The following is a 13406-nucleotide window of genomic DNA, read 5'->3' on the forward strand; positions in this document are numbered from 1 at the left end:
CATGAAAACGATTTTAAAAACCTTCGTAATTATTTTAGCTCTTGGTTTATTTAATCAAGGATTTGCTCAAAAGAGAGATTTAGACAACTACCGTTTACCAGATAAACGAGGAATTAATGTTTTTGAAGCTCCAAAGGATACTGTTTCAACTTTTGATGGTTTGCAAGTGCGAATTGGTGGTGCATCTACTCTTCAATTTCAAGCTTTAGATCACTCCAATAGTGGTGGTGAGCCACTAGTTGAGTTAGAGAGTAACTTTAATTTAGCCACTGCAAACTTAGATTTAGATGTTGTACTTGCAGATGGTGTACGCATGCACTTAAGAACTTACTTGTCTTCAAGACACCACCCAGAACCTTATGTAAAAGGCGGTTACATTCAAATTGACAAATTAGATTTTGTTAAAGAAGGGTTTATGGAAGACCTAATGCAATACGTAACTGTAAAATTTGGACACATGGAAAACAACTATGGCGATGCGCACTTTAGAAGATCAGATAATGCTCAAGCTATGTATAATCCATTTATAGGAAACTACTTAATGGATTCCTTTACTACCGAAGTTGGTGGTGAGATTTACTATCGTAGAAATGGCTGGATAGGTATGATTGGTGCTACCAATGGTAAATTAAACCAAAGCGTTGTAGATGTACCCACAAGTCCTTCGGTAATTGCTAAAGTTGGCTTCGACAAACAACTAAATCAAGACTTAAGAACACGATTAACCGCTTCTATTTACAATTCTGCACGAAGTGCGAAAAACTTCTTATATGATGGCGACAGAGCAGGTTCTCGATACTATTTTGTAATGGAAGGCCCAGATGCGAGTTCGGCTGGAAACTTTAGATCAGGTAGAGTAAATCCTGGCTTCGGAACACAAGTTACCGCTATAATGGTTAACCCTTTTGTGAAATACAAAGGATTCGAACTCTTCGGACTTTATGAAAATTCTTCTGGTGAAGGATTTGGACCTAATCCAGAAAACAGAACCTACAACCATTATGCAGCAGAAACTATTTACAGATTTGGAGCTACAGAAGATTTCTACTTAGGTGCACGTTATAGCTATGTTAATGGAGAAGAAACAAGTGGAGACATAGAAATTGACCGTATACAATTGGGTGCAGGATGGTTTATGACTAAAAATATTTTAGCCAAAATAGAATATGTAAGCCAAAACTATTCAGGATACCCTACTGGCAGCATTTTAGATGATGGAAACTTTGATGGAATTAGCCTAGAAGCCGTAATTAGTTTCTAATATTTTAAAGAAAAGGCTTTATGGGTTTTATTTAACCTGTAAAGCCTTATTTTATGTAATAAAAATTAAACTAACAACCTATAAACTCAGGATTATGAAATCATATATTATGCTTCTTTTGAGTTTTTTAATGTTATCTGCTTTTTCAAAATTAGCTTATCGAACCATCAATTTAGAAATAAAAGATAAAAGTAAAATAAGCATTAAGGGCACTTCTAATGTAAATTCATTTGAGTGTTTTTACGAGAACCATATTGAACTAAAAAATAAGCGTATTGAATTATTAGCAAACAACAATAATTTTAAGTTAGTAAACGCTATGCTTCACCTTAAAGCAAATGCATTTGATTGTGGCGGTAAGAGAATTAATAGTGATTTTAAAAATTTATTAAAAACAGAACAATTCCCACAAATCAACATTAAAGTAAAATCTATTACTCAGCAGCAAAATACATATTTTGCCAATGTTGATGTTGAAATTGCAGGCCAAACCAAAGCTTATCAATTTAAGGTACTCAGTCCAGATCAATTTCATTACACTAGCGATTTAATAATTAACATCTCCGACTTTGAGCTAGAAAGCCCAAAGAAATTAATGGGATTAATTAAAGTAGATGAGCTTATCGATATCAACTTTGATTTATTTGTTAGCCTTAATTAAGTTTAAAAGCTACGTCTAGCTTTTTAAGTTCGTTTAATAAGTCTTTACAAATTTTAATTTTTTGATTTTTACTTGGCATGGATAACTCTAAACTTTGTTTTTTATCAACAATTTTAAATTGTAATCGCTTATCACCTTCAAAAGATTTGCAAGTCTGGTTCAACAAGTTTATTTTTTCATCTTGAACATGATTTAAACTTAACATTAAAGTGAGTTTTTTTGAGAACTCTTCCATAATATCTCTTAAAGGTCTTATTGAATTTACTTTAACCCTTGGTGGACTTGCTTTCCCTGAATCTTTGTTAATATAGACCTTATTAACACATTTTATAAAAAGGAAGCCATCGACAATCATTAAATGTCTAAACTTTAAATAATCTTCACCAAACAAGAAAAAATCGTAAGAATTTTTATAATCTTCTAGGGTAAATTTACCGTAACCTCGTCCATTCTTACTTACACTATGGTTTACATCGGTAACTACACCTGCAACAGAAAGGTCTTTATTATGTTTTTCTTCATCAAATAAATCTGATAAATTATTTTTACAGAAATACCGCATTTCGTATTTAAAATCGTCTAGCGGGTGGCCTGAAATAAAAATTCCAACTACTTCTTTTTCAGCTTTTAATTTTTTCATGGTTGGCCATGGGTCGCAAGGTGGAATTTCAGGTTCTGGAATTTGCACTTCGCTAGCTTCACCAAATAAACTTACTTGAGCAGAATTCTTAGATTCTTGGTATCGAGCTGCAAATTTTACTACTTTTTCTAAAAAATTGAGTTCTCCTTCTGTTATATGAAAGTATTGAGCCCGATGTGTATTAGGAAAGCCATCAAAAGAACCAGCAAGTGCTAGACTTTCAAAAGCTTTTTTATTAGCAGCCCGTAAATCAATTCGTTTGGCCATATCGAAAATGGAATAATAAGGTCCATCTTTTTTTCGATTTTCTACAATAGTGTTAACAGCGCCACCACCAACTCCTTTTACTGCGCCCATACCAAAACGTACCGCGTTATCTTTGTTAACAGAGAATTTATAGTAAGATTCATTTACATCGGGACCTAAAACTTCTAAGCCCATTCGTCGACATTCTTCCATAAAAAAGGTTACTTTTTTAATATCGTTCATGTTATTAGAAAGTACAGCAGCCATATACTCAGCTGGATAATGTGCTTTAAGGTAAGCAGTTTGGTATGCTATCCAAGCATAACAAGTGGAGTGCGATTTATTAAAAGCATAACTAGCAAAAGCTTCCCAATCTTTCCAGATTTTTTCTAATTTGTCTTCTGGGTGTCCGTTGTCTTTTGCTTGACCAATGAATTTAGGTTTCAATTTAGCCAAGACATCTTTTAACTTTTTACCCATGGCTTTTCGCAACACATCGGCTTCACCTTTAGTAAAATTGGCTAATTTTTGCGAAAGCAACATTACCTGCTCTTGGTAGACCGTTATTCCGTAGGTTTCTTCTAGGTATTCCTGCATTTCAGGTAAATCGTAGGTAATTTCCTGGTCGCCATGTTTCCGTTTAATGAAATCAGGGATATATTCCATTGGTCCTGGTCTGTACAAGGCGTTCATGGCAATTAAATCTTCAAACACAGTTGGTTTTAAATCCTTCATGTGTTTTTGCATTCCGGGCGATTCATACTGAAAAATCCCAACCGTTTCTCCACGTTGGAAAAGTTCGTAGGTTTTCTCATCATCCAGCGGAAAAGTTTCTGGATCTAAATCTACATTATGTCTTGCTTTTACAATTTCGACCGTATCTTTGATTAAGGTAAGTGTTTTTAAACCTAAGAAGTCCATTTTAAGTAAACCTGCACTCTCTACCACCGAGTTATCGAATTGGGTAACATACAAATCGGAATCTTTTGCCGTAGCAACGGGAACAAATTTGGTAATATCGTCTGGCGTAATAATAACACCACAGGCATGAATTCCAGTATTTCTTACTGAACCTTCTAAAATTCGAGCTTGATTTACAGTTTCTGCTTCAGGCGAATCTCCTTCAGAAATACCGATAAGCTCGTAAACTTTGGTTAAATCTTCAGATCGAAACTTTTCTTTTAATTCTTTTTCTTCTTTACCGAAGATTTTGCTCAATTTGGACATATCAGGAACCAACTTCGCAATTCGGTCGGCTTCATATAAAGGCAAATCCAGCACACGAGCAGTATCTCGAATAGCAGATTTAGCAGCCATGGTTCCGTAGGTAATGATTTGTGCTACTTGGTTGGCTCCGTATTTTTCAATTACATAATCCATTACTTTACTTCGACCTTCATCGTCAAAATCAATATCGATATCCGGCATACTTACTCGCTCTGGATTTAAGAAACGCTCAAAAAGTAAATCGTATTGAATAGGATCGATATTAGTGATTTTTAAGCAAAATGCCACAGCACTTCCCGCAGCAGAACCTCGTCCAGGCCCAACCGAAACTCCCATTTTTCTAGCTTCACGAATAAAGTCTTCTACAATTAGAAAATAACCTGGATAGCCTGTGTTGGCAATTACAGAAAGTTCAAAGTTTAGCCTTTCTTCTATTTCGGGAGTAATTTCTTTGTAGCGTTCTTTAGCTCCCTGAAAAGTTAAATGTTTTAAATAAGCATTCTCACCCCGTTTACCATTATCCTTTTTATCTTCTGGGTCTAAAAATTCTTCAGGAATACTAAATGCGGGTAATAAAACATCTCTTGCTAAATCGAAAGCTTCAATTTTATTAGCTACTTCTTCGGTATTGGATATAGCTTCTGGCAAATCGTTAAATAGCTGCTTCATTTGCTCTTTGGTCTTGAAGTAGTATTCATCATTTGGTAAACCATACCTAAAGCCACGACCGCGACCTTTAGGAGTGGCTTGTTTTTCTCCATCTTTTACACATAGTAAAATATCATGTGCGTTGGCGTCTTCTTGTTCTGCGTAATAGGTGTTGTTGGTTGCAATTAATTTTACATCGTGCTTATTGGCTAAGCGAATCAAGGTTTCGTTGGCTCGGTCTTCATCTTCTTGACCGTGGCGCATAATTTCGATGTAGAAATCTTCACCAAAAGTGGTTTTCCACCAAATTAGTGCTTCTTCGGCTTGCTTTTCGCCAAGATTCAAGATTTTATTGGCAATCTCACCGTAGGTATTACCTGACAAAACAATAATATCTTTTTTGTATTCTTCAATAATTTTTTTATCGATTCTAGGCACATAATAAAAGCCTTTGGTAAAACCTAGCGAAGACATTTTGGCCAAATTGTGGTAGCCATTTTTATTTTTGGCCAAAAGAACCGTTTGGTAACCATTATCTTTTTGCGATTTATTGGTGTGGTCTTCACAAACAAAAAATTCGCATCCAATAATGGGTTTAATGGGAAGAATCTCAGGTTCTTCTCCTTTTTCTTGCGCTTCTTTTGCAGTGGCTTCAGCAGCTTTATTATGATTATTAGCAGCCGTAACAAAATGAAATGCGCCCATCATATTGGCGTGATCCGTTAATGCAACAGCTGGCATTTTGGCTTTTGCTGCTGAACTCACTAAATCTTGCACCGACATGGTAGACTGTAAAATGGAAAATTGGCTGTGGTTATGTAAATGAACAAAACTGGTTTGCGCTAAAACTTGTTTGTTTTTCTGAAGCTCTTCTGTAGTTGGTGCATCTTGTTCAGGTTGTTGTTGCTTTTGTAGTTTAGCCGATTCCTTTTTTAAGTTGATGTGTTGTAAACCAACTGGTTGAATTGGACTAAGGTTCTTTTCTTTAAAACTTTCAATATATCCTGCATCTTGTTGAAGCTTTTTTAGACTAAAACTTCCAATTCTAATTAATTCTAAAAAACAACGTGTGGTTGCTTCTACATCTGCTGTAGCATTGTGGGCTTCGTTAAAAGCTTCATTAAAAAGATGTAGATGTAATTCCGTTAAAGTAGGAAGTTTCATTTTTCCACCTTTTCCACCAGGAATTTGACAAAGCTGAGCCGTAGTTTCAGTACAGGTATCCAAAACAGGAAGTCCCGTCATGGGCGTTTGCATCTGTAAACGGAAAAATTCTGCTCCAGTAACATTTATATCAAATCCAACATTTTGCCCAACTACAAATTTAGCTTGTTGTAAAGCTGAATTGAATTGAAAAAGGGCTTCTTCTAAAGGCACTCCATTTTCTTCTGCCAAAGCCGTAGAAATACCGTGAATACGTTCAGCATCGAAAGGAATATCGAAACCTTCAGGTTGGATTAAAAAATCCTTGGCTTCCATTAAATTACCCCACTGATCGTGCAATTGCCATGCAATTTGAATAACTCTTGGCCAGTTATCAGTATCACTTATAGGGGCTTTGAAGCGTTTGGGTAAACCAGTAGTTTCGGTATCAAAAATTAAGTACATCTAGGAAAGTATTTGCATCAAAAATACTAAAAATGTGTTCTTAGATTTGCTAAAAATGAATTTTATCGAAGTGCAAATCTAACTTTAACAACTGTGCTATATATCTTACAGGATTCAATAAAATTAATAGTTAGAATTAAAGGAATGCGAAGAATTATAACTCTGAACGTTCTTAATTATTAAAAATAGAGCTAGAAAATAAGTTGTTAATCAAACTTAATTTACATTTGTTTTGAAATATAAGTATATGTCAAGCAATAAACTACTCATAATAACTAGTTATTTTCCACCTGAATCAGGAGCTGCTTCGAATCGCATCTTTTCACTAGCAGAGAAATTAAGTGAAAAAAATTATGACCCACATGTAGTTACTCCACTCCCTAACTATCCTGTAGGTAAAATCTTTAATGAGTACAAAAACAGGTTTATCGTTAATGAGTTTTATAAAACCATAAAGACAACTCGTTTATTTATTTTAGCAAGTAATTCAACTAACAAATACATTCGTTTATTTTCAATTTTAAGTTATTCATTTATTTTGTTTTTCTATGTTATATTTAAACCACTACCCAAGAAAGTTATTATCCAATGCTCCCCTTTAATTGTAGGTTTTTTTGCAAGTTTTGCTTGCCGTTTAAAACAAAAAGAAATAATCCTCAATGTGTCAGACATTTGGCCACTTGCAGGATTAGAAATGGGTATTTTAAATAAAGGGACTTATTACAATTTACTAGAAAAACTTGAACATTTTATTTACAAAAGCGCGAACAAAATTATAGGACAATCTAACGAAATATTAATGCATGTTTCATCGAAGACGTCCTCTAAGAATAAAACATTTTTTTTGTATAGAAATTTTCCAAAATTTGAAATTCCAAAACATAAGGAAAGTAAAAGTATACATAAAAAAAAGTTTGTTTATGCAGGTTTAATAGGAATAGCACAAGGTATTGAACAAATTTGCAGTCATATAGAATTTCCAGAAAATATTGAATTTCATATTTATGGGGATGGCCCAAATGCTAATGAATTAAAAGAAGTAATTAAGAACAAGAAACAGGTTTATTACCACGGAAACCTAAATAGAGACTTGCTGCACCAAACTCTAATTGAATATGATTTCACCTTAATTCCATTAAAAAATAGAATTTATGGTTCTGTTCCTTCAAAAATATTTGAGTTTTCTAAATTAGGCTTACCCATTTTATTTTTCTCAAGCGGAGAAGGTGCCGATATTGTAGAAAGTCACAAGTTGGGGATTGCGCAAAGGGAAATTAATTTTGAAGAACTACAACAGAAAATAATAGCTATAAGTGAAGGAGATATTATTTTACCGAATAAAATTAAGGTACGGGATATAGCAAATAAAGACTTTGATTTAGATCAGCAATTTAAGGCTTTTGAAGAGTTTTGTTTAATAGACTAATTTAATACGCTTTTCGGTCGCCACGAATAGCATTTACTATGGTTAAAAAAATAATTTTTGCATCCAGTAAAATCGACCAATTTTCTAAGTAGAAAATGTCAAATTTTACACGATTAATAATATCATGGTCTGTTTCTACTTCTCCACGAAAACCACTTACTTGTGCTAAGCCTGTTATGCCTGGTTTAATAAAATGTCGCACCATAAATTTATCGATTCGTTCTGCGTACATATGGGTGTGACTTACCATGTGTGGACGTGGACCAACAACAGACATTTCACCTAAAAAGACATTAAAAAACTGAGGTAATTCATCTATACTCGTTTTACGCAAATATCTTCCAACTGTTGTAATACGAACATCGTTTTTACGAACTTGATGTATGTCTGCTTCAGGATTAGGCTTCATCGACCTATATTTATAACAGTAAAATTCTTTATAATCTAGACCGTTCCTTTTTTGTTTAAAAAAAACAGGACCTTTGGACTCTAACTTAATGATAATTGCTAAAATTGGGGTTAACCAAGACAAAACACATATTATAACCAAGCTGGAGACAATTATGTCGAATACCCGTTTTAAGTAAAGGTTAATGGGTTCTTCAATCGGTATTGTTCGTAGAGATAAAATAGGCAAATAGCCGTAATAATCAATCTTTAGTCGCTTGGCATAAATATCCCGATTGTCGGGTAAGAATTTTAATACTTTTAAGTTATTATCTGAAAAATCGATAATTTCACTAATACTTTCATCGTCTAAATCTGAAGTAGAGCAATAAATCTCATCGATATCTTCGTGTATGATATAATCAAAACAATTTTGTAGCTCAGGTTTTTGTGCAACAATATCCTGAACAGAAAACTGCTTCATGAATTTATAACCAAATTCTGGGTTAGCTATAAAAAACTCTTTGAGTTGGTTGGATTTTGCTGAATCTCCAATAATTACAGTTCGCCTATAATTTCTTCCAAAAACACTTCGGTATTTTTTTAGAAATAAATAAGTGCCTAATTTGAATAAAAAAATTAAAAGAAAAATTCTTCCTAAGTAGTTGAAAATTTCTTGCGATGCATATTCAGTATAGGAAAACACCTTGAAATAAAAAAACACAACCAATGTAAACACTACAAATTGGGTTACTGCCAAAGAAATAATACGCAGAGTTTTAGTAAAACGGTATACCTCGTAATAGTCTGTTTTAATAGAAATAATAATCCAAGAAAAAACAGCATATAAACTAAAAAAAGCCCATTGTTTTGAGTCGAAACTAAAAGCATATGCTAAAAGAATTAATATAGTCCAATCTACAACAAAAGTTAATGGCCGTAAATAACCTGAATATCTACCTACTTTACTCCCCATATAATTTTATCGCATTATATGTTTACTAAAATCTTTGTGTTCGCTTTTTCTCAATTCTTCATCGGTTAAGCTTTTAAAGTAATCGTATGTAATTTTCATTCCTTCTGCACGATTTACTTTTGGCTCCCAACCTAAAATTTCTTTTGCTCTTGAAATGTCTGGCTGTCTTTGCATAGGATCGTCTTTAGGCAAAGGTTTATAAATAATTTTTTGGTCTGTTCCTGTTAATTTTATAATTTCTTCAGCAAAGTCTTTGATAGTAATTTCGTGCGGATTTCCAATGTTTACTGGCTCTGCATAATCACTCAACAGCAGTTTATAAATACCATCTACTTGGTCGTCTACATAACAAAATGAACGTGTTTGATCTCCTTCTCCAAATACCGTTAAATCTTCCCCACGCAATGCTTGACCTATAAATGCAGGAATTACTCGACCATCGTTTAATCGCATTCTTGGTCCGTAGGTATTAAAAATCCTAACAATTCTTGTTTCTAAACCGTGAAAGCGGTGATATGCCATGGTAATAGACTCTTGAAAACGTTTAGCTTCGTCGTAAACACCACGAGGGCCAATGGTATTTACATTTCCGTAGTATTCTTCAGTTTGTGGGTGAACCAAAGGATCTCCATACACTTCTGATGTACTTGCAATTAAAATTCGGGCATTTTTTTCTTTTGCCAATCCTAATAAATTATGAGTTCCTAACGAACCAACTTTTAAGGTCTGAATTGGAATTTTTAAATAATCGATTGGACTTGCGGGTGATGCAAAATGAAGTATATAATCTAATTGACCAGCTACATGTACAAATTTTGAAACATCATGATGATAGAATTCAAAGTTTTCATTTTTAAACAAATGATTTATATTTTTTAAATCGCCAGTTATTAAGTTATCCATTCCAACCACCCGATAGCCTTCAGCTATAAATTTATCACACAAATGTGATCCTAGAAATCCTGCCGCTCCTGTAATTAATATTCTTTTCATTTGCTTAAGTTTAAATGTAAAAAAGCTTTTATAGATGAATTAGTAACACCTATAAAAGCTTTTATAGTATTGTGTTTTTAAACTGATTTTCTTCCGATTGATAAATAATGGAAGTCTAATTCTTTTAATTCTTCAGTGGTATATAAATTTCTTCCGTCGAAAATAACAGGCTCAGATAGCTGTTTTTTCAGTTTAGTAAAATCAGGTGTTCTAAAAATACTCCATTCTGTACAAATTAATAAGGCATTTGCTCCTTCAGTAGCTTGGTACATATTTTCGCAAAAAGTAACTTTATCGCCATACTTTCGCTTAACATTTTCCATGGCTTCGGGGTCGAATGCTTTTACTTTTGCGCCAGCTTCAAGTAATAAATCAATCATATACAAAGCTGGAGCCTCACGGATATCGTCAGTTTCTGGTTTAAATGCTAACCCCCAAACTGCGATGGTTTTCCCTTTTAAATCGTCTTTAAAATAGCCTTCCATTTTAGGGAATAGTTTGGTTTTTTGTTGTTCGTTTATATCTACTACAGCTTCTAAAATTTTAAAGCTAAAATTAGCATCTTTCCCTGATTTGTGTAAAGCTTTTACATCTTTTGGAAAGCAAGAGCCGCCATATCCAATACCCGGAAATAAGAAACGTTTTCCAATTCGAGAATCGGTTCCCATACCAATACGGACATGATCTACATCTGCACCGACTAATTCGCAATAATTAGCTACTTCGTTCATAAAAGTAATCTTGGTAGCTAAAAATGAATTGGCGGCATATTTAGTTAGTTCTGCAGACTTTTCGTCCATTACTAAAATTGGATTTCCTGAGCGCACGTAAGGTTTGTATAAACGTTGCATGATTTCAGCTGCTTTTTTGCTTTTGGTACCAATAACGATGCGTTCGGGTTTTAAAAAATCATCTACTGCAAAACCTTCACGTAAAAATTCTGGATTAGACACCACATCGAATTCTGCTTTTGCAGTTTTAGCGATGGTTGCTCTAACTTTTTCGGCTGTTCCTACAGGAACGGTACTTTTATCTACAATAACTTTATAATCGGTAATGTAATCTCCAATTTCTTTAGCCACGCCTAACACATAAGATAAATCGGCTGAACCATCTTCATCTTCTGGCGTAGGTAAGGCGAGAAAAATGACTTCGCCATGGTCTAAACCAGCTTTTAAATCGGTGGTAAAAGTTAGTCGATTAGCTTCTATGTTTCGGTCGAAAAGCACATCGAGATGTGGTTCGTAAATGGGAACAATTCCATTGCGCATTTTTTGCACTTTTTCGGCATTGTTATCTACACAAACTATTTCGTTTCCTGTTTCGGCTAGACAAGTTCCTGTTACAAGGCCTACATAGCCTGTTCCTACTACGGTTATTTTCATAAGCTTAGTCTTTAAGTATCAATTTAAATTGAAGTAAATTAGTTAGTATAAAATAATATCCAAATGTAGTTGTTCTGTTAAGTATTTGCAAATGAAGCTTACTAAACTTGCTTTTATTTATGTGAAGGGAAGAATTTTTCTTTTAAAACGAGATAAATAAATTTAGAATTTCCAATTAAGTAGCGTTTCCACATGCGTTTTGGTTCTTGTAAAAATCGATAAAACCATTCTAAACCTGCATTTTGCATCCATTGGGGTGCGCGCTTGGTTTTGCCTGCAAACACATCGAAACTTCCGCCAACGCCCATTATAAAATTTACGTCTTGCAAAGCATCTCTATGTTTGTAAAGAAAGTTTTCTTTTTTAGGCGATGGCATTGCTACGAATAACATTTGCGGCTTGGCTTCTTTGATTTTTTGAACGATTAGTTCTTCTTCATTTTCTTTAAAGTATCCATTTCTAAAGCCTGCAATAATGTTACTTTCAAATGTAGCTTTGTATTTTTTTACAAGTGTTTCAATCACTTCTTGAGTAGCTCCAAATAAGTAAATTTTGTAGTGATTTAGAGCTGCCATTTCAACACAGGCCTTCATTAAATCTACGCCTGCCACGCGTTCTTTTAATGGCTGGTTTAAAAAGCGAGATGCCCAAACCACAGCTTGGCCATCTGCATTGATTAAATCTGCACTGTTTACACTCTCAGACAACTCTGCATCTTTATGCATTTTTGCAATTTTACCTGCATTAACTACCGTATGATGCAGTTGTTTCTTTTCGATAATATGTTGCTGAATACATATTAAGGTTTCTTGAAAACTTAGGTTGTGGATGCTTGTTTGTATAATGTTTATGGAAGGTATACTCATTTTTGTTTTAAATTACCTTTTAAAAAAATTTGCTGTAAAATTAGAATAAATATGGCAATTGATGCGCTTTCAAAAAAGTTTCCTGCTAGTAAAACTATTAAAGAAAGAATTCCTACAAATAAAGCATTTTCCAGTTTAATTTGAAATGAAAAGAAAAATTTAGTAAACACATAAAAGTAAAAAATACCACCTATAATTCCCCAAAAGTAGAAAACATCTATGAATCCCAATTGTGAGCGAGTGTTAAAGTCTGAAACTCCTCCAAATAAATAATTCAAAATTGACCAATTTTCTTTAATATAAGGCAGAGTTACTTCAATTAATAAGTCATTTCTAAATGATAAAATAGAGCTCAGCAGACCTTTTTCTTCTCTTATAAGGTTAAAATCACCTGTTAAATAAAAATAATAATAAAAAAGGCTTGTAGCTGTAACTAGCAGCAAACTAATAAAGATATACTTAACTTGAATAGATAGTTTATTCGATATAGCAAAAGCTAGGGTAAAAATTAAAAATAAACTTAAGTATATAGCTTTAGTTCCAACCAGTAATGAAGAACACAAAATAACAATAGTTATTATTATTTCAGTCCAAGATGATATGTTTTTATGTTTATAATATGCGTAAATAAAAAAAATAATGTACGCATAACTAGATGCAGCAGATGTTACAAATAGACCATTGTATCCAAATCGATAAATATAGGTTGACAAAAAATTGATATCAAACGCAAAACCTACAAAAATTAAAACAGCATTAAAAAGCATAATTAATGCGAAGGTTTGTAAAAAAATACGACGAGAATTGTGGGAAAGCGGATAAAGATAAACCAATACTAAAAAAACTAATGTTACAAAAAACCTTCCAAAACTTTTTAGGCTATTAATTTCTATACCTTTTGAAACAGAGAAGTGCCCAACTAAAAAAACTAAAAATAAAACAATTAACCAAAGGGTATTCTTTTTTGATTTTAAATAAATAAAATAAAATGCTACAATTACAAAAAAGAGTTTTGTTATTTGAGTAAGTAAAATTTTAGTATCAAACACTTCAAAAAAAAGCTTGTAAAATGCTTCTGTGAA

The 13406-nt window shown here is 33.3% G+C and carries 9 protein-coding genes; 3 read left to right on the forward strand and 6 right to left on the reverse strand.

Features of this window, described 5'->3' with window-relative positions; all coding sequences use genetic code 11:
- Window position 1 precedes the first annotated feature (1 nt).
- Complete coding sequence (locus tag IEV63_RS00050; RefSeq protein WP_188404710.1) at window positions 2-1261, forward strand: hypothetical protein; 1260 nt, start codon at window positions 2-4, stop codon at window positions 1259-1261.
- A gap of 94 nt (window positions 1262-1355) precedes the next feature.
- Window positions 1356-1922, forward strand: coding sequence for a YceI family protein (locus IEV63_RS00055; protein WP_188404711.1), 567 nt, complete (start codon window positions 1356-1358; stop codon window positions 1920-1922).
- Here IEV63_RS00055 and dnaE read toward each other — a convergent pair.
- On the reverse strand, window positions 1915-6291 hold the full coding sequence (dnaE, locus tag IEV63_RS00060) for a DNA polymerase III subunit alpha (RefSeq protein ID WP_188404712.1): 4377 nt from the start codon (window positions 6289-6291) through the stop codon (window positions 1915-1917). The two genes, IEV63_RS00055 and dnaE, sit on opposite strands and share 8 nt — an antisense overlap.
- 247 nt (window positions 6292-6538) lie before the next feature.
- Between dnaE and IEV63_RS00065 the strand changes: the two genes are divergently transcribed.
- Complete coding sequence (locus tag IEV63_RS00065; protein WP_188404713.1) at window positions 6539-7717, forward strand: glycosyltransferase family 4 protein; 1179 nt, start codon at window positions 6539-6541, stop codon at window positions 7715-7717.
- Between the two features lies 1 nt (window position 7718).
- On the opposite strand, the gene IEV63_RS00070 is transcribed toward IEV63_RS00065, so the two are convergent.
- The 5 genes from IEV63_RS00070 to IEV63_RS00090 form a co-directional block, all read right to left on the reverse strand.
- Window positions 7719-9080 (reverse strand): exopolysaccharide biosynthesis polyprenyl glycosylphosphotransferase, encoded by a 1362-nt coding sequence (locus IEV63_RS00070; protein ID WP_188404714.1) that lies wholly within the window; start codon window positions 9078-9080, stop codon window positions 7719-7721.
- A gap of 6 nt (window positions 9081-9086) precedes the next feature.
- Window positions 9087-10073 (reverse strand): UDP-glucuronic acid decarboxylase family protein, encoded by a 987-nt coding sequence (locus tag IEV63_RS00075; protein WP_188404715.1) that lies wholly within the window; start codon window positions 10071-10073, stop codon window positions 9087-9089.
- 77 nt (window positions 10074-10150) lie between these two features.
- Window positions 10151-11458 (reverse strand): UDP-glucose dehydrogenase family protein, encoded by a 1308-nt coding sequence (locus IEV63_RS00080; RefSeq protein WP_188404716.1) that lies wholly within the window; start codon window positions 11456-11458, stop codon window positions 10151-10153.
- A gap of 113 nt (window positions 11459-11571) precedes the next feature.
- Window positions 11572-12324 (reverse strand): WecB/TagA/CpsF family glycosyltransferase, encoded by a 753-nt coding sequence (locus IEV63_RS00085; protein WP_188404717.1) that lies wholly within the window; start codon window positions 12322-12324, stop codon window positions 11572-11574.
- Window positions 12321-13091: a hypothetical protein gene (locus IEV63_RS00090; RefSeq protein WP_188404718.1), complete on the reverse strand. Its 771-nt coding sequence runs from the start codon at window positions 13089-13091 to the stop codon at window positions 12321-12323. The genes IEV63_RS00085 and IEV63_RS00090 overlap by 4 nt, the downstream gene beginning before the upstream one ends.
- Window positions 13092-13406: the final 315 nt, after the last annotated feature.

Source organism: Psychroflexus salis (genome assembly GCF_014640175.1).
GTDB lineage: Bacteria > Bacteroidota > Bacteroidia > Flavobacteriales > Flavobacteriaceae > Psychroflexus > Psychroflexus salis.